This is a genomic window from Vibrio sp. Vb339, from assembly GCF_902751245.1.
Lineage (GTDB): Bacteria > Pseudomonadota > Gammaproteobacteria > Enterobacterales > Vibrionaceae > Vibrio > Vibrio coralliirubri.
The window spans coordinates 56,012-72,669 of sequence record NZ_CADDIS010000001.1 but is presented as its reverse complement, the minus strand read 5'-3'; the positions used below and the strand labels follow the sequence as shown (position 1 = coordinate 72,669).

16 protein-coding genes and 1 pseudogene are annotated in these 16,658 nt (G+C 44.3%); 10 read left to right on the top strand and 7 right to left on the bottom strand.

Annotated elements, in window-relative coordinates:
• Window positions 1-64 precede the first annotated feature (64 nt).
• The 3 genes from HRQ85_RS00380 (at window position 65) to HRQ85_RS00370 (ending at window position 2,649) form a co-directional block, all read left to right on the top strand.
• Entirely contained in the window at window positions 65-1,300 is a 1,236-nt protein-coding gene (locus HRQ85_RS00380) for a MerR family transcriptional regulator (RefSeq protein ID WP_172378350.1), read from the top strand.
• On the top strand, window positions 1,301-1,864 hold the full coding sequence (locus HRQ85_RS00375) for a GNAT family N-acetyltransferase (RefSeq protein WP_172378349.1): 564 nt from the start codon (window positions 1,301-1,303) through the stop codon (window positions 1,862-1,864).
• A gap of 236 nt (window positions 1,865-2,100) precedes the next feature.
• The gene (locus HRQ85_RS00370) at window positions 2,101-2,649 is read left to right on the top strand and encodes a carboxymuconolactone decarboxylase family protein (RefSeq protein WP_017061666.1); all 549 of its coding nucleotides are present in this window, start codon (window positions 2,101-2,103) and stop codon (window positions 2,647-2,649) included.
• A 114-nt stretch (window positions 2,650-2,763) separates the two neighbouring features.
• On the opposite strand, the gene HRQ85_RS00365 is transcribed toward HRQ85_RS00370, so the two are convergent.
• Complete coding sequence (locus tag HRQ85_RS00365) at window positions 2,764-4,191, bottom strand: aminotransferase-like domain-containing protein (protein ID WP_172378348.1); 1,428 nt, start codon at window positions 4,189-4,191, stop codon at window positions 2,764-2,766.
• A 124-nt stretch (window positions 4,192-4,315) separates the two neighbouring features.
• Between HRQ85_RS00365 and HRQ85_RS00360 the strand changes: the two genes are divergently transcribed.
• Window positions 4,316-5,215: a DMT family transporter gene (locus HRQ85_RS00360; RefSeq protein WP_172378347.1), complete on the top strand. Its 900-nt coding sequence runs from the start codon at window positions 4,316-4,318 to the stop codon at window positions 5,213-5,215.
• 104 nt (window positions 5,216-5,319) lie between these two features.
• On the opposite strand, the gene HRQ85_RS00355 is transcribed toward HRQ85_RS00360, so the two are convergent.
• Window positions 5,320-5,745: a DUF3010 family protein gene (locus tag HRQ85_RS00355; RefSeq protein ID WP_017069797.1), complete on the bottom strand. Its 426-nt coding sequence runs from the start codon at window positions 5,743-5,745 to the stop codon at window positions 5,320-5,322.
• 259 nt (window positions 5,746-6,004) lie between these two features.
• Between HRQ85_RS00355 and HRQ85_RS00350 the strand changes: the two genes are divergently transcribed.
• Entirely contained in the window at window positions 6,005-7,642 is a 1,638-nt protein-coding gene (locus HRQ85_RS00350; protein ID WP_172378346.1) for a methyl-accepting chemotaxis protein, read from the top strand.
• A gap of 154 nt (window positions 7,643-7,796) precedes the next feature.
• Here the strand turns inward: HRQ85_RS00350 and HRQ85_RS00345 are convergent, their stop codons facing one another.
• A complete protein-coding gene (locus tag HRQ85_RS00345) occupies window positions 7,797-8,144 on the bottom strand; it encodes a DUF3316 domain-containing protein (RefSeq protein WP_017076504.1) in 348 nt (115 codons plus the stop codon).
• 262 nt (window positions 8,145-8,406) lie between these two features.
• Here HRQ85_RS00345 and HRQ85_RS00340 point away from each other — a divergent pair, with 262 nt between their 5' ends.
• Both HRQ85_RS00340 and HRQ85_RS00335 read left to right on the top strand, forming a co-directional pair.
• Window positions 8,407-9,276 carry a LysR family transcriptional regulator gene (locus HRQ85_RS00340; protein WP_017108426.1) on the top strand — a complete coding sequence of 290 codons (870 nt, stop codon included), beginning with the start codon at window positions 8,407-8,409 and terminating at the stop codon, window positions 9,274-9,276.
• Window positions 9,277-9,280: 4 nt separating this feature from the next.
• The gene (locus HRQ85_RS00335; protein WP_172378344.1) at window positions 9,281-9,970 is read left to right on the top strand and encodes an endonuclease III domain-containing protein; all 690 of its coding nucleotides are present in this window, start codon (window positions 9,281-9,283) and stop codon (window positions 9,968-9,970) included.
• 5 nt (window positions 9,971-9,975) lie between these two features.
• Here HRQ85_RS00335 and HRQ85_RS26450 read toward each other — a convergent pair.
• Both HRQ85_RS26450 and HRQ85_RS00325 read right to left on the bottom strand, forming a co-directional pair.
• Window positions 9,976-10,194: pseudogene (locus HRQ85_RS26450) on the bottom strand (hypothetical protein).
• A 230-nt stretch (window positions 10,195-10,424) separates the two neighbouring features.
• Window positions 10,425-12,086 carry a methyl-accepting chemotaxis protein gene (locus HRQ85_RS00325; protein ID WP_081228950.1) on the bottom strand — a complete coding sequence of 554 codons (1,662 nt, stop codon included), beginning with the start codon at window positions 12,084-12,086 and terminating at the stop codon, window positions 10,425-10,427.
• 275 nt (window positions 12,087-12,361) lie between these two features.
• Between HRQ85_RS00325 and HRQ85_RS00320 the strand changes: the two genes are divergently transcribed.
• Both HRQ85_RS00320 and HRQ85_RS00315 read left to right on the top strand, forming a co-directional pair.
• A complete protein-coding gene (locus HRQ85_RS00320; protein WP_017111519.1) occupies window positions 12,362-12,874 on the top strand; it encodes an RNA methyltransferase in 513 nt (170 codons plus the stop codon).
• Window positions 12,875-12,961: 87 nt separating this feature from the next.
• On the top strand, window positions 12,962-13,801 hold the full coding sequence (locus HRQ85_RS00315; RefSeq protein ID WP_172378343.1) for an SGNH/GDSL hydrolase family protein: 840 nt from the start codon (window positions 12,962-12,964) through the stop codon (window positions 13,799-13,801).
• Between the two features lie 80 nt (window positions 13,802-13,881).
• Here HRQ85_RS00315 and HRQ85_RS00310 read toward each other — a convergent pair whose 3' ends face one another.
• Together HRQ85_RS00310 and HRQ85_RS00305 are read right to left on the bottom strand one after the other, a co-directional pair.
• Window positions 13,882-14,646, bottom strand: coding sequence for a DeoR/GlpR family DNA-binding transcription regulator (locus HRQ85_RS00310; protein ID WP_172378341.1), 765 nt, complete (start codon window positions 14,644-14,646; stop codon window positions 13,882-13,884).
• 14 nt (window positions 14,647-14,660) lie between these two features.
• Window positions 14,661-15,548 (bottom strand): sugar kinase, encoded by an 888-nt coding sequence (locus tag HRQ85_RS00305; RefSeq protein WP_086714313.1) that lies wholly within the window; start codon window positions 15,546-15,548, stop codon window positions 14,661-14,663.
• Window positions 15,549-15,756: 208 nt separating this feature from the next.
• Between HRQ85_RS00305 and yihU the strand changes: the two genes are divergently transcribed.
• The gene (yihU, locus tag HRQ85_RS00300) at window positions 15,757-16,653 is read left to right on the top strand and encodes a sulfolactaldehyde 3-reductase (protein ID WP_172378339.1); all 897 of its coding nucleotides are present in this window, start codon (window positions 15,757-15,759) and stop codon (window positions 16,651-16,653) included.
• The last annotated feature ends 5 nt before the right edge of the window (window positions 16,654-16,658 follow it).

Genomic DNA, 16,658 nt, shown 5'->3' with positions numbered 1-16,658 from the left:
ATTGAGTGTTGACCTGACTACAACTTCATAGTTTATCTTATAGATAGAAATGAGGGAGAAGTGCATGTATCGCATATCTGAATTAGCGGAGCTCGTTGGCCTGAGCCGTTCAACGCTTTTGTACTATGGAAAGTTGGGTTTGATTGAAGCTCAACGCACCAGTAATGGTTATCGAAGTTATTCCGAACGCGACTTGCAGCGTGTGAAATTGTTGCAGCAGTTACAAGCGGGTGGCCTGACGTTGAAAGAATGTCAGGCGTGTTTAGATGCAAAGGTTGACCGCTCCTTGTTACAAAACCGACTCGAACAATTGGACGAAGAGATCGCTCAGAAACAGCGTTCGAGAGATCTTTTATCGGCTCTGTTAGGCGAGAGTGGGTTGCAAGGTTGGCATGAATCGATGGACAAAGTGGCGCCTGATGCACATCTCGATTGGTTAATTAAGCAAGGCTTTGATGAGAAGCAAGCACTGCGACTGAAATGGCTTTCAAAAGACATGAACGATCATGACCGGTACATGGCGGATTTTGACGTGATCTTTGCGGGTTTACAGCGTTTAGGGCCAGGAACTGCGGAAGATACTTTAGCAGCGTTGGCTCGAGTTCCAGTTTCTCCCAAACGTGTGCTTGAGATCGGTTGTGGTAAAGGTATTGCCACCTCTGTGTTAGCGAAAGCCATAGTAGAATATCAAGCGGATGTGCAAATAACGGCGGTAGATAATGATCAGCCGAGTTTAGATATTCTGACTCAGCAAGCACAGGCTCTTAGCTTAGAAAGCAACGTCCAAACCGTATGCGCGAGCATGATGGATCTGCCGTTTGAAGCTAAGTCGTTTGACCTAATTTGGTCGGAAGGCAGCGCTTACATCATGGGTATTGAAAAAGCGCTAAAGCAGTGGCGAAATCTACTCAGTGATGACGGCATATTGGTCGTCAATGACTTGGTGTGGAATACCGAACAACCTAACGAATCGAGCAAAGCGTTCTGGCAAAAAGAGTACCCAGACATGACGACGGTTTCAGAACGAATTAAACAGGCACAAGCTGCGGGTTATGAAGTTTTGGAGCACTTTGCAATGAGCGACGCTGGTTGGCTTGCGTATTACCAGCCCTTTCAAAAGCGAGTAGAAGCGCTTAAAGCGTCGATGCCTAACTCAAAAGCGCTCGTAGATTGCGACAATGAAGTTAAACAATTTTTCGATAGCAGCACATCAAAGAACGGCTTGGTTCGACAGCCTTCTAAAGGTTCTGAACAACGTGATTTTGATTATCAGTTCTTTGTGCTCAAGAAATTAAAGTAAGTGAGTAACACCATGAAATTTAGACAATATAACTCAAAAGAAATCGAAACAATCACTCAAGTTTTTACTCAAACCTTTACGGATTCAGAAGGCGAGAACGAAGGTAAAACCGTGGGTAAGCTTGCCTACGATCTTTTAACGACCACAGCTCCTACAGAGCTACTTTGCTTTGTTGCTGAAGACGATTCTAGTGAGTCGGATAGCACGATTGTTGGCGCGATTATCTTTACGCCGCTTTCATTTGACGATGAAACCAAGGCATATTTGCTTTCACCAGTGGCGGTGAGCACTCAGGTGCAAAAGCGTGGTATTGGCCAGCAACTGATTAATTTTGGTTTGCAGACTCTAAAACAACAGGGCGTTGAGCTTGCAGTGACGTACGGTGATCCTGACTACTATTCAAAAGTGGGTTTTGGGCAAATTACCGTTGAGCAGGTCCCTGCGCCCTTTGAATTGAGTTTCCCTCACGGTTGGTTGGCTCAATCGTTGACTGGTGGTGAAATCAAAGTAACAAGTGGAAAGTCGAGCTGCGTTAAAGGCTTGGCTCACGCAGAATATTGGTAACCGCTTGCAAACAAATTGAGAGAAAGAGAAAGCCCATCAGGTGTGCCTGTTGGGCTTTTTTGTTATGCGCACAAGGTATTCGAAAGGTTCTAACTTAAATTTTGAACGAGTGTTCAAAATAATACTTGAACGATCGTTCTTGTTTGTTCTATATTGTTTTCACACCAACGGAGAACATTCATTAATTGCTCCGTGATTGAATAACTTTAGAACCGTAAATTGATAGGGATAGAGCAATGAGCAACTTTAAAATTCACTCAGTAGAATCCGCGCCTGAACAAAGCCAACCTATTCTTGAAGGCGCTAAAAAGCAGATGGGTAGAGTGCCGGGCTTGTTTGGTGTGTTAGCTGAATCTCCAAACACACTTAAAGCTTACACCCAGCTTCATCAGGCGTTTAGTGACTCATCTTTCGATGCGGAAGAGCTAACGGTTGTTTGGCAAACCATCAACGTTGAACACGAGTGTCACTACTGCGTTCCAGCGCACACTGGCATTGCACATTCAATGAAGGTTGATCCTGCAATCACCGAAGCACTGCGTAATCGCACGGCTCTACCCACTGAAAAGCTGCAAGCACTGCATGATTTTACGCTGAGCATGGTACGTAACCGCGGCAATGTGCCTGAAAGTGAAATGGCAGCATTTTTCGAAGCGGGCTACGGTCAGCAACAAGTGCTAGAAGTGATTCTTGGTCTGTCTCAGAAAGTGATCAGTAACTACGTAAACCACGTTGCTAAAACGCCCGTAGACAAAGTATTTGAACAGTTCGCTTGGCAAGGGTAATCGCATTTAACTAACCATCGTATTTAAGCAACTCAAGATATGAGAATTATGAAAGCCCCGCTCAGTTGAGTGGGGCTTTGTTGTTTTGATTGAATTTGGAATTAACAAGGTTACCTAACGTACGTGTTTAGCGATTATCTTCGCTAGTGTTACAACCCCTTCTTTCCACTCTTTGGTCTCTTCAATATTGGCGACAGTGAAGCGCAAGCAGTGTTTATATTGGTCGTTGGTGCCAAATACTGTTCCGGGTAAGATCCCGAGTTTATGCTTCAAACAATCTTGATAGACCGCGTAGCTATCGACCGACTCTGGCAGTGTTATCCAGTTTAAAAAAGAGCCTTCCGGTTTTGATAGGTGGTATTGCCCGACAAGGTGAGGATAGCTATCTAGTGCTTGTATTAACAGGCTTTGGAATTGCTTTTGATTGGTTTGGTAGAGCCGTTTCATTTTGGATAAATGACTGCGGTATTTTCCAGTAGTGAGAAATTGACCCACCGCGGATTGCATCAGGTTTGAGCTGCCCATGTTGTCGCATAAAAGGTACTTTTCGACTAAAGGTTGGTAGCGACCCGATAGTAACCAACCGATTCGCAAACGTGAGTCTAAGGTTTTAGACAAAGAGTTGACGTAGATGACTCTATCTTGATCATCGAGCTCTTTGAGGCTCGCGATTGGTGTGTCGAATGCCAAACTACCGAACACATCGTCTTCGATAATTGGTAAAGATCCGGTGATCTCCAGTAATGCTTTTCGATTCGCCAATGGCATTCTTGAGCCGGTTGGGTTAGTAAAGTTTGGCGTTAGCAGTAAGGTTTTCACTTCCCATTTGTCCAACGCACTCTGTAGTGATGGGATATCAATACCGTGGCTAACGCTGCTTGGGATTTCAAGGGCTTTCAAGCCAAGTGATTCAAGTAAAAGTAGATTACCGAAATAACAGGGCGACTCGACCGCCACAATGTCACCGGGCTTGGTGAGCGCACGTAATGCCAAACTGATTGCCTGTTGAGCACCATGAGTAATCGCAATCTCTTTCGATCCCGCAGGCACACCAAGATCATGGGTGATCTTTAACAATTGCTTTACTAATTGCTCGTCTCCAGGAGGCAGTTGGTAATAACCGGGAAGCTGAGTTTGTAATCGACTGTGGCGACCGATTTCGGCATACAAGCTTCGAATCGCAGGGTTGTTGATATTCGGGTGGGCCGAGCCTGCCAATAGTTTCAGACGACCTTTTGGACGAGAGAGTACCGATTTAGTGACAGACAACAGATCGACTTTTTGAGGTTGGCTTGATGCATCCCAGCTGGTGGTGTTCGGCGCTTTCACGCGATAGCCAGATTTAGGTACAGAATAAACCCAGCCTGTCGCTTCCAGTTCTTGGTAGGCGCGAATCACGGTATTTTTACTCACGCCAAGCTGTTCACTCAATTGACGAATTGAGGGAAGGCGATCTTCTGGATGAAAGAGTCCCTTATCAATTTGAGCCTTAATATGTTGTTCGGTAGCAAGGTATTTATTGCCGCTGAGTTCTGCTTCCACGTTTTTCTCCCTCATTGCTCACTCTCAATCTGTAACCATTTAAAGTGTTATATCTGTATCTTTATTAGTTATCTGTACCCAACTAAGGTAACAGCATTGATGAAGAGTTGACCAGAGGTTTGTAATGCTGATTAAAATGATTCCGTTTGTGTTTGTAATATTGTGGTCGTCAGGCTTTGTTGGCGCACGTCTTGGTGTGGAATACGCGGAACCCGCAACATTACTTTCATTGAGGATGGTAGCTAACGTGGCGCTGTTCTTGGTTTTGATTGCAATCCTTAAGCGTCGTATTCCTCGTGGTCGAGCATTCTTCCACGCAAGTGTGGTCGGCATCTTGATTCATGGTTTCTACCTTGGTGGCACCTATCTGGCGATTGATATGGGTATGCCTGCTGGGTTGAGTTCTCTACTTGTTGGCTTACAACCGATTCTTACCGCATTGATTATGATCAGCTGTACTTCGCAGCGTTTTAATTTTGCACAGTGGTTGGGATTAGCGCTTGGTTTTGCGGGTATCAGTTTGGTGCTGATGGGCAATATTGAATGGCAGTCAGACGACCAAAAAGGCTTGGCAACGTTATTGTGTTTGGTTTCTTTGGTGGGTATTACCTGCGGCACTCTGTATCAGAAGCGCTTCTGTCAGGGAACCGATATGGTCGGCGGTGCGATGGTGCAATACTTGGCTTCGGCGGCGTTGTTTCTGCCGTTCGCAATGCGCTACGAAACCATGCAAGTGAACTGGACTGTAGAATTCACGCTGACTCTAATCTGGCTGGTGGTTGTTCTGTCTTGTGTTGCCATCCTCTTGCTGCTTTACATGGTCGAACACGGTGCATCTTCAAGTGTGGCCTCAGTGTTTTACTTAGTTCCACCGACGACAGCAATTCAAGCTTGGCTTATTTTCGGTGAGTCGTTCGACACCTATGGTGCAATGGGCTTCGCCTTGTCTGCCGCCGCGGTTTATTTGGTGGTGAGGAAGCCTGAATGGATTAAGGCTCGCAGACGAACAGTGTTAGAGCGGTAGTTTGTATACCAAGACTCATTCTATTTAAAGCTGATGACTAGAAACAAAAAAGAGCCTGAATATTCAGGCTCTTTCTGTATCAAATATTGGCTAGCGACTTTTGATTAGCGCTTCATCAAGCAAGCGTATGCCGTTGTAAACGGTGCTTCTTGGTATTGCTTAAGGCCAGTTTCTTTGAACTTCATCATTAGAGGGTTACGCTTAAGGCTCTCTTTGATGTCAGCAGGTGATACAACGGTTACGTCTAGGCCGTCGATCAGTTGAATCGCTGCTTCTAGTTTGAAACCAAAGCCACCGCCAGCAAATTTGCCTTTAGTTTGGCGCTGACGAATCACAACTTTGTCTACTTGGTAATCTTCCATTAACTTTGCAAAAGAGAATTGAAAGTCTTTCATATTCTGTGTGTCGTTTGCGTCGCTAATTGAAACTTTAGAAACTCGGCAATCAGGAATGTTAAATACACCATCTGATAGAGAAAGAAGACAGATGACTGCATCGTTACCTTTGATTTCAACACCACAAATTTTCATGTTCTTACCTACTTATTTTAGAGCCCTACATTATGGTGTTATTTCTAACACTTCTCCAGTATTTGCGCGTATCAGCGGCAAATAAGTCTAAATCAGAGAGTATTTTAGTCGCCGAAAGTTAACCTTTGATTAAAAAAACATCACACGAATTTACGGTATCGTTTGCTATGAGATGAAGCTCACAAAAGCTTAGCGGGATTTCATATGTGTGCTGTATATTGCGCGCGCATCCCTATTTGAAGTGTGGTTATTAATCCCAATGAATATCAATAATCTTTCGATTAAGAGTAAAATCGCGATCCCGCTGTTGGTGATTGTGATTGTTTTTTCTACCGTTACTGTGCTCAACGTTATCAGATCAAATGCTCAAGCTGCGATTAATAACGAGCTCAATAATGTGGTTCAGCCAGTGCTAGATAACCTAGAAGATGGCTACCGAGATATCTACCAGATTATCGCTTCGGCACAAGGTCTCTTGCTTGCTAAAGACCAAGCGGCGATCGAGTACCAAAAGTTTGAATTTAAAGACAACGCTTACAAAGCGGTTCCTCGTTTTCAAAGTGTCGAAACCTTGTATCAAGCGGGCGTGTTGGATCCATCTTCACGTGGCGAGTTATCAAAGCTTGTTAACGCGATGAGTAAGTGGGTGGCGCTACACGAACCTATGTTTGCTGACCCTGCGAATGCACATCAATACAACATTGATTACTCGCCAGCGTTAGATGCTGAGTTTGCGATTATCCGTAAACAACTGCGTGATATCCGTACCCTGATTGAGTTGAAGCAGAAAGAGCTGCGTCAGCAAGCGGACGACTCAATTGAATCAAGCAAGTTGATCATTGAGGTTGGAATGGCAGTCGCTGTTTTTGCCGCATTGTTTGCGATGTGGTTATCGAACCGTTTCATTGTTCAACCAATCCAGAACGTTGAGAAAGCAATGAATGAGATCGCATCAGGTGATGGTGACTTATCTCAGCGCATGAAGGTGGAAGGGAACGACGAGATTGCTCGTTTAAGCTCTGCTTTCAATAAGTTTGTTGGTAAAATCCACGTTACGGTTGAGCAAGTAATTTTCACGTCAAACGCTGTTCGTGCTGAGATGGAAAATATTAAGTCACTCACTCAAAGCGTTGCTGAATTCTCTTCAAACCAACAGCGAGAGAGTGAAGTCGTTGCGGCTGCAGTTCATGAAATGCAGGCGACTAGCGAAGTGGTGAGTGGTAATGCCCTAGATGCGGCTACCGCAAGTAACGTTGCGAATCACGAAGTGGAGTCGGCAGACACTACGCTTGGTCTAACCGTGACATCAATTGAACGTCTAGCTCAAGATATTGAGAACGCGGGTGGTGTGGTTCAGGAGTTGGATACTGATGTGAAAAACATCGCCTCTATTCTTGGCGTGATCAAAGGTATTGCTGAACAAACTAACCTCTTGGCATTGAATGCGGCGATTGAAGCAGCACGAGCGGGTGAACAAGGCCGTGGCTTTGCGGTTGTAGCTGATGAAGTTCGAGCGCTTGCGAGCAAAACTCAAGACAGTACAGGCGAAATCCAATCAATGATTGAACGCTTAGAAGTGGGTGCTAAACACGCGGTTGGCGTGATGACTGAAAGCAAAGTGAGTGGCGAGAAAACCATAGTTCAGGCAGGAACAGCAGCATCTTCATTGAGTGAGATTCGCAACTCAATTGGCAAGATGAATGACATGAACACACAAATCGCTACGGCGGCTTCTCAACAGTCCCAAGTGTCTGAAGAAGTGAATAAGAATGTTCAACGCATAGCTGAAAGCACGATGCAAATGGTTGAAATGGCGAGCAGCGCTGAGAATGCTTGCATGGCACTGGCGGAGCAATGTGAAGCGCTTGATAGCCTTGTTTCTCAATTTGAAGTTTGATTTTTAAAATAAGCAGATAAATATGATCTGCTAATGGTTGCTCGTTCTGGATTCTATTAACTAGCACTGAACGACAAAAAAGCCCGTACTCAATGAGTACGGGCTTTCTTTTTGGATGCGTGATCGGTTTCTAGAACTGATCAATCATTCGGTGTTAGCTGCTTCGACCGTCTTTGTATGTGTAACGGTAGTCAACTTTTACGTTCGCTTGGTAATGGATGTCGCCGCTCATGTTAGTGATTTTTTTCACTTCCATATTCGCGTCATCAATCTTGAACGAATCGTATTTTGTTGTTTGTTGGAACTGTGGCAGTTCTCTAGAAAGCTCAAAAGGTGTCTTTGCGCTTAGCTCATCCATAAGGTTTGTTCCTGCATCGTATGCTTCCGCTTCAGTAACAAATGTATCAGATTTTAGCGTTGTTTCTTGAATCGTTGTTTTGGTTGCTGCAAACGCCGTGGTGCTGAGTACAAGAGTTGATGCAAGTATGATTAATTTTTTCATAGGAGTACCTTACTTTGTTGAAGTACCTGTGTTCCGGTACAGAACCAACATATCAATGAAGTGGTAGGAGGAGTGTCAGGGGAAACGACAATTTTGTTAGTGTTCGGTAAGGAATAATGAGAAATGTCAGCAGTTGGTTGGAATGATTTTGACCGATTGTAGGTGGCGAATATTTATGCGCAGCGCATATCAAGCAAGGTGACACTGATATCTATCTTCAATACACTGTATGGGTAACCAAAGTTCAGCATAAGGTAAAGGCATGGCCAATTGGGAAGGGGTAAGTGAGTTTGTTGCAGTGGCAGAGCGTGAAAGCTTTACTGGTGCGGCGCAGAAGCTCGCTACGTCGGTGGCTCAAATCAGTCGCAGAGTCGCAAACCTCGAAGAGCGTCTCGCAGTGAAACTACTCAATCGAACGACTCGTAAGGTTTCTCTAACAGAGGCGGGGCAACTCTATTATCAACAGTGTAAGTTGCTGGTTGAGGGCTTAGAAATTGCTGAGCTTGCGGTCACGCAGATGCAATCCACACCGAAAGGCTTGTTGAAAGTGACGGCACCCGTGACTTATGGCGAGCGTCAACTCGCCCCAATACTTCATCAATTCTTAAAGCTTCATCCGCAAGTAGAGTTAGAGCTGATGCTGACTAACCAAAAGCTCGACCTTATTGATTCCGGTGTTGATGTGGCGATTCGCCTTGGTCGTCTAGAAGACTCAAGCCTTGTGGCAAAAAAGCTCTCTCAACGCCAACTCTATGTATGTGCCAGCCCTGAATACATTGAACGTTATGGTGAGCCGCATACGCTGTCTGAGCTGACTAATCACCAATGTTTAGTGGGTGGTTTTGAGCATTGGCGTTTTAAAGAAAATGGTCGCCCTCGCTCGGTTCGTGTTAATGGTCGAATCAAGTGTAATAGTGGTCTAGCTTTATTGGATGCGGCTAAGCAGAGCATAGGCTTGGTTCAATTACCTGAATACTACGTAAGCGAAGATCTTGATTCGGGAGAGTTGGTTGAGGTGTTGTCTGATTACCGAGATGATAAAGAAGGGATCTGGGCACTTTATCCGCAGAACCGTAACTTGTCTTCAAAGGTTCGTTTGTTAGTCGATTTTCTATCTGAGCAATTGGATTAGTTCTATGACGCCAAGCCATCATAATTTAGTCAGCCAAAATGAACTGATACTCAGTGTGTTCGATACACTTGAGCAGCACTATGGCTATTTTGAATGGTGGCAAAGGAACGATCCTTACGAGATCGTTTTAGGCGCTATTTTGGTTCAAAACACTAATTGGAAGAATGCAGAGAAAGCACTGACTAATTTAGGCGACAAGTGTAATCCAATGTCAGTTGCAGATATGGAGAACGATGAGCTTGCTCAAAAGATTCGTTCTAGTGGTTACTACAATCAGAAAGCCATTAAGCTTAAGGCCGTGACTGAGTGGTTTGCGAAATACCAATACGATATTTCTGCCGTTCGCGCTCAGGATAAGGATCAACTGCGTAAAGAGCTACTGGAAGTCAAAGGAATTGGTGGCGAAACCGCCGACGCGATTCTGGTGTATGCGATAGGTAAGCCATCTTTTGTGATTGATGCGTACGCAAGAAGGATATTCACTCGTAATGGACTCGATGTACCTAAATCGTATGAAAAATTTCGAGCCTTGATGGAAAGCGTAATCCCTCTGGATACCAAAAGGTACGGCTACTATCATGGTTTGTTAGTCGAACATGGTCAGCAGTTTTGTAATCCTAAACCCAAGTGTCAAGATTGCCCGCTTAACGACTCCTGTCTAGAAGCTAAAACTCAAACTCAGACTAAAATTTAGCGAGCTTATGGTTCAATTTCTCCTATGGAATATAAAACCAACTCATCTGGGTTGGTGCCTTCGCCAAGAGTTCGAATGTCTTCACCTTCTTATTTGAGCTGAACAATACACTTCATCGCTTTGTTCTGCTCTATACCAATAATGGTTTTCATCTCCGAAGCCGATACGCCAAAGCGAGTGGCTATCAATAAATCGCGAACCTTCTTCTTATCTGAATTAAACATGCAACGTCCCTCTACTCGAATCGATGATTTAGACCAACTCAATAAGCTTAACCAACTTCTGAAAATAGGTACTTAAAACTTATGATGAATAGTGAGGGAGAGGGGGACTTTTCTGTTGGTCTTAAAATTGAATAACTCAAAAAGTTCGGGCTTCAGAATAGAGATTCTGAAGCCCGACGTGTTTTAGGATTAATTAGCGTTTGATTACGGCTTACTAGACCGAAAATGTATTAGACGGTGAAACGATCTACTAAGTGGTACAGCTCATTTGCACGACTGTTGAGGTTTTGGCTACCTGTACGGTTTTGATTCGCGAGTTCGGCCGATTGTGAGCTTTGATCAGAAATCACCACGATGCGTTGAGATATCTCTTGGCCGACAATGTTTTGCTGTTCAGTTGCTGTCGCAATAAGCGAGTTCATGTCCATGATGGTATCGATCGACGCTTGGATCTTCGCCAGTGCTTCGGCTGCGGCATTCGCTTCTTCCACGGTTTGCGCACTTCGGTTTTGACTTGAGTCCATCGCTTTCACAGCAGCATCTGAGGCTGCTTTAAGTTGCTCAATCATCTTGTGAATGTCGCCAGTGCTCTCTTGAGTTCGGCTTGCCAGTTTACGAACCTCATCGGCAACCACAGCAAACCCACGCCCTTGTTCGCCTGCACGTGCAGCTTCAATCGCGGCATTCAACGCGAGTAGGTTAGTTTGCTCAGCAATGTCTTGGATGACAGCCAACGAAGAGGAAATATTCTGCACATCACCTTCTAAACGAGACACTACAGTGTTCGCTTCTGATACTTCGCTCGCTAGGCCTGCCACCGAGTCTGCAGCTGCGTTTACGATCTGTTGCGCTTCTTTGGCATTGCCCTCTGCAAGCTTCGCTGAATCCGCCGCTTGGCTAGCGTTGCTAGAGATCTCTTGCGCCGTTGTGGTCATCTCAGTCATCGCTGTTGCAACTTGTTCTGTCTCTTCACGTTGCCCTGTAGCAATCTCGTCGACCTGCGCAGCACGAGAAGACATGCTAGATGTCTCGGCTACGACTTGTTGCCCCACATCGCTTACGCTGCGAATGATGGTTTGCAGGCTTGCCACGAAGGCGTTGAAGTTCTCGCTGAGCTTAGTGAACTCGGGTGCTTTGAAGGTTTCCATTCGAGCGGTTAAATCAGCTTCGCCACTCGCGAATGCGCTGATTGAACGATCAAACTGCTCGAGTGGTTGCATTATGGTGCGGTTGACGGCAACTGCAAACACAGCGACCACTAGGGCAATCAAACCACAGAAAATCGCGATGGCTGTTAATGAGCTTTGTAACGCGGCATTTGAGCTCTCTTTCATCTCTGCGATGACCGCATCGATGTCGTCAGTATAGAAACCTGTGCCTAGCATCAAGTCCCACTGGGGAACGAATATCGAGTAGCTCAGTTTCGGTAGAGCTTCGGACTGACCAAGTTTTGGAAAGTAGTAGGTGGTGAACTCACCAAGCTTTGAGTTCTTGATCAAGTCACGAATCAGGTAGTTGCCTTTTTTGTCTTGCAGGTCGTAGTAGTTTTTACCAATACCATCGTTATTTTGCCCAACAACGACTCGAACACCTTTCGAGTCATAACCAAAAATATAGCCAGACTCGCCATATTCTAATGTTCTTAATGTTGGTAAGGCTTCTTCTAGTGTTGCACCTCTATCCAAAAATGGGCTGATCGAAGAGTAGGCCATTTGTAGATACGCTTTGAGTTCCTTTTCCTTCATCGCCATCATATTGCTACGCGTCGATTCAACTTGCTGTGCGGTTAGCTCGGTGCTCTTCATATACGTCACGCTCATCATGCCAATTGCCATTAGTAGCAACGGAATGAAAGAGAGAATATAAAGGCGGTTTTTGATGGTTAGGGTCATGTCACGCTTCCTGTGTGATTATCTCATGCAATTTTCAACACATTATTAATGTGGTTTTAAAATGTAAATGGACTTGTTGTTGAATTGTTATCCAGAAATGTTTTTGTTTTATAAACATGATGGCGGTTAGATTTTTGATGTTAGAAGCCTTGCAACTAGGGGCTTAATGACGAAAAGAGTGGTTTGTTACGATGCTTTTGAATTTGCCGCTGCTTTGGTAGAATGCGACGCTTTGTAGCACCCTGCTATGTCTATTCGTTAAGTGAGAAAGATTCATGAACAAAAGCCATGTGACTATTGGTTTAACTAACCCAAAGAGCCCGACAAACGTTGGTGCTGTTATGCGCGCGGCTGGTTGTTACCAAGTCGACGAAGTTAAATACACAGGGCAACGCTACGAAAAAGCAGCTAAATTTCACACCGATACCAAGAGTGCTGCGCGTACTATCCCACTAACGGGTGTCGAGTCGTTTTTGGATAACCTTGATTCAGAAACGAAAATTGTTTGTGTAGAACTCGCTGAAGGTGCAACACCACTGCCGCGTTTTAAACACCCAGAAAATGCCATCTATATCTTTGGCCCTGAAGACGGTTCTATTTCTCAAGATGTCGCCGATAGGGCAGATCACGTCGTGTACGTACCAACAGTTGGTTGTATGAACTTGGCTGCGACAGTTAACGTGCTGCTTTATGATCGCCTTGCGAAATCCGATGAAATGGACGAGAGCAACGAGCTGATTAAGAAAAGCCGCGATAACCGTAATCACCTGCTAATCAAAGAAAAGTAATTCTCTGCTTCTAGTGTTATCTATCCCGTACGCAATCGGATATTATCTTGAGGTCATTACTAGATAATTGAAGGGTTAGATAACACCATGGAAGACAAGCAATTACTTGCCGCGCTGCAGCAACACCCTGTCCTCGATCTCTATCAGTTATTCCAAGAAGTTGGTCAAAACCGCTCTCTGTATGCATTATTAGAGAGGTTATCTTTCCTTAAAGAACATCATCAATTGAGCACTCGTCTTAGCCCTTTAAAGCCTCATATCGAAGGATTGCTGGCTCAATTTGATAGCGCTACGCCAGATAGCGAGATCCTCAAAGCGGTCGCTCTTCAGTCTGAGATTCAGCAGCGAGGTCACAGCATGAGTCGTTACATCATGACATCAGATAATCATCGCCATTTTTCTCCAAATGCAGACTTAGTGATGTTCGGTGACTCGATCACCGAGTGGGCGCCGTGGGCTGATATTTTTCGTGATATTTCTATGGTTAACCGCGGCTTGGCTGGTGATACTACATCAGGCATGTTGCGACGTATTGACACCATATTAAACGTGAATCCCCAGTTAGTCTGTTTCATGTCGGGAATCAACGACTTGGCTCAAGGCTACGGCGTTGAACATGTATATGACAACTACGTAAAAATGGTCAACATATGGCGAGATAATGGTATCCAAGTATTGGTGCAGTCGACACTTTATGTTGGTACTAAGCTGCAAAGCTTAAACCCAAGTGTTGAGTCTTTAAATAGAAAGCTAAAAGATTACTGTGCGCAGCATGGCATCGAGTTTTTAGATGTGAATGCGGTATTAGCGCCCAATCAACACTTGTCGAATGAATACACGTGTGATGATTTACATTTGAATGGCAGGGCTTATCAGGCGTGGGCTGAGATTCTGATACCGATGCTAGATAAGTGCCTTCATGAATAGCAAGATAGTAGTGCGAACATATCGTTAATACTAAAAAGCTCCCTTAATTTGGGAGCTTTTTGCTAGATAGGATAACCAAGCTATTCTGGCTTACACACTTCAATGAGAATGTTTTCGTGTTGAAGGTTTTTGGCTAGAGTGTTTGGTAATGCTTTGTCGGTAAATAACGTTGTTGCTTCACGAATATGGCAAAGCGCTATTGAACCTTTAGGTACAAACTTGGTTGAGTCGAGTCCAACGTACATGTGTCTTGCTGACTTCATGACAGTTTGTACTAACTCGGTTTCGTTGAGATCATATTCAAGGAGAGTGCCGTCGGTATCAAGAGAGCCAGCACTCGTTAATAGGTAATCAAAACGGAACTTTGAGATAAAATCGATAGCTTCTGTGCCGACAATACCCCCATTTGATGCTTTTACTTTACCGCTAGGTATCAACACATCAAATGATGGATTTGAGTGTAGGATGTTTGCAACGCGTAAACTGTTAGTAATCACCTGTAAGTTGCTCTTTTTTAATAGGTGACTAGCGATAGTTTCAGCCGTTGTACCAATAGTGATGAAGATAGTCGAATTATCAGGGACTAACTCAGCAATACATTTCGCAATTGCATTTTTCTCGTCAGTTTCAGCGCTTCGGCGTAGCTCGTAATCCAAGTTCGTTTTACTTGCTGGCGAACTTGCGCCACCGTGATGACGAATCAACAGCTTATCATCACTGAGCTTTTTGATGTCTCGGCGAATGGTTTGGGTAGAGACATTTAGGCTTTCCGCTAAATCTTCAACGGTATAGTAGCCTTCATCAATAACTAACTTTAGTAATTTATCTTGTCTAGGATTAGTCATACTAAACCTTCTTATTATTCATTTATGTGTTTATTCACTGCTGAGCGAGTTGGTATACCTTCTCGGCCACCCAATTTAGTACATTTGATTGCAGCGACAATATTTGAGAATTTGACTGCAGCACGGGTATCCATCCCTTCAGCTACAGCCACAACCAAAGCTCCGTGGAATGTATCGCCCGCTCCGGTTGTGTCGACAACATCAATCACTGGGGCTGCTTCATGTTGCAGCTCGTTGTTTTCTAACCAATAACAGCCGTGTTTTCCTACAGTGACGTATACTTTGCCAGAAGTTTCTTGTTTTGCTAAGCGTAATCCTGCTTCAACCTCTGAATTTTGTACAAAAGTTGACAATCCTTCCTCTGAAAATGCGACATGATCGGCCAATTTGACCAATTCATCGATGGGATCCGGTGATAAATCAGCATCTAGAACTGACGGTATTCCATACTCTTTTGCCTTTTCTAATAGGTACTTAGCACCTTCAGGCCAGCGTACGTCACACAGCACTGCATCAAATTGACTAAAATCAACATCCATCAACATGCGAATGTCACGGCTTAGCATAGGGTCTTGGTGGTTGATGATCATACGTTCACCTTCATCATCAACAAGAACACTAGAGAAAGATGAAGATGCATTGTTTATATGAACAATATGATTTGTTTTAACACCGTAATTGTTGAGCTCTTCGATCATGGTATTAGCTACGCTATCACTCCCTACACGACCGACAAACTCTACTTCATGCCCTAACTTAGAAACGGCGACAGCCGCTGTTGCCGCTGGGCCTCCGCCAATTTCAAAGTAGTCTTTTGATACATACTTCCCCCCTGTTGTTGGCAGTTTTTCAACAAGCTGAACACGGTCAAGAACGGTAATACCTAGGCAAGCAATTTTCATCTTTCTTCCTTTTAGCCAATACAGCTATCTAAATATAAGTACAGAGTAAATTATATTTCCTGTGTCACCTAATACTTCGATAATGCTCACAAACTTACATTAAACAACAAAAATAGACAAAGTGTGACATGGTCAACAGTTCAATTTGTTCATTTGTTTATAGTTAACCCACTCAAAGTGTGTTGGTATTTATAAAAGGAAAGGAATTATGAGTCGCGTTGGTTTTATTGGTCTTGGTCAAATGGGAAGCCCAATGGCTTCAAACATTCTAAAAGGTGACCATGAGGTAAAGGTTTTTGACTTAAATGCAGATGCAGTAAACGGACTGGTTGAGTTGGGAGCAACGGCTGCGGAATCAGCGCTAGACGCTGCAAAAGATGTCGACTTTATTATCACTATGCTACCGAATGGCGACTTAGTGCGTCATGTATTGTTTGGTGAGCAGGGGATTGCACAAGTAATGACGCCTGAAACGTTGTTGATTGATATGTCTACTATTCACCCATTCCAAACGGATAAGTTGGTTTCTGATATGGATCAACGAGGTTTACAGATGATGGAAGCTCCGGTAGGGCGCACTTCAGACCACGCGGTTAAAGGCGAGTTACTGATTCTTGCTGGTGGTAGCAAAGCCCAAATAGAGAGAGCACAGCCTCTTTTTGATTGCATGGGTTCCGAAACTGTAGATTGTGGCGGTGCGGGTAAAGGTATTCGCGTAAAAATTATCAATAATTACATGAGTATCGCGCTTAATGCGTTGTCGGCAGAAGCCGCTACTTTATCTGAAGCAATTGGTCTTGAATTCGAAACGGCATTGCAAGTAATGAGTGGTACACCGGCTGGCAAAGGACACTTTACGACAACCTGGCCGGGTAAAGTGCTAGCGGGCGATTTGACTCCGGCATTCATGGTGGATTTAGCACATAAAGATCTGGGTATCGCTTTGGACTTAGCTAACCGAGTGAATGTACCAATGCCGTGTGGTGCTGCATCTCGTGAGCTTTACAGTATTGCTCGAGCTGCAGGGCGTGGTCGTCAAGACTGGACATCTGTCTTTGAACAACTTCGTGTTACGTCAGGTTTAGAAGCAAAAATAAAACAATAATTAGA

Bases quoted from the DNA above. Each gene is read 5' to 3' on its own strand.
- HRQ85_RS00370 (WP_017061666.1), top strand. From the start codon at position 2,101: ATGAGCAACTTTAAAATTCACTCAGTAGAATCCGCGCCTGAACAAAGC.
- HRQ85_RS00380 (WP_172378350.1), top strand. From the start codon at position 65: ATGTATCGCATATCTGAATTAGCGGAGCTCGTTGGCCTGAGCCGTTCA.
- HRQ85_RS00325 (WP_081228950.1), bottom strand. From the start codon at position 12,086: ATGACCCTAACCATCAAAAACCGCCTTTATATTCTCTCTTTCATTCCG.
- HRQ85_RS00315 (WP_172378343.1), top strand. From the start codon at position 12,962: ATGGAAGACAAGCAATTACTTGCCGCGCTGCAGCAACACCCTGTCCTC.
- HRQ85_RS00305 (WP_086714313.1), bottom strand. From the start codon at position 15,548: ATGAAAATTGCTTGCCTAGGTATTACCGTTCTTGACCGTGTTCAGCTT.
- HRQ85_RS00320 (WP_017111519.1), top strand. From the start codon at position 12,362: ATGAACAAAAGCCATGTGACTATTGGTTTAACTAACCCAAAGAGCCCG.
- yihU (WP_172378339.1), top strand. From the start codon at position 15,757: ATGAGTCGCGTTGGTTTTATTGGTCTTGGTCAAATGGGAAGCCCAATG.
- HRQ85_RS00360 (WP_172378347.1), top strand. From the start codon at position 4,316: ATGCTGATTAAAATGATTCCGTTTGTGTTTGTAATATTGTGGTCGTCA.
- HRQ85_RS00340 (WP_017108426.1), top strand. From the start codon at position 8,407: ATGGCCAATTGGGAAGGGGTAAGTGAGTTTGTTGCAGTGGCAGAGCGT.
- HRQ85_RS00355 (WP_017069797.1), bottom strand. From the start codon at position 5,745: ATGAAAATTTGTGGTGTTGAAATCAAAGGTAACGATGCAGTCATCTGT.
- HRQ85_RS00345 (WP_017076504.1), bottom strand. From the start codon at position 8,144: ATGAAAAAATTAATCATACTTGCATCAACTCTTGTACTCAGCACCACG.
- HRQ85_RS00335 (WP_172378344.1), top strand. From the start codon at position 9,281: ATGACGCCAAGCCATCATAATTTAGTCAGCCAAAATGAACTGATACTC.
- HRQ85_RS00310 (WP_172378341.1), bottom strand. From the start codon at position 14,646: ATGACTAATCCTAGACAAGATAAATTACTAAAGTTAGTTATTGATGAA.
- HRQ85_RS00350 (WP_172378346.1), top strand. From the start codon at position 6,005: ATGAATATCAATAATCTTTCGATTAAGAGTAAAATCGCGATCCCGCTG.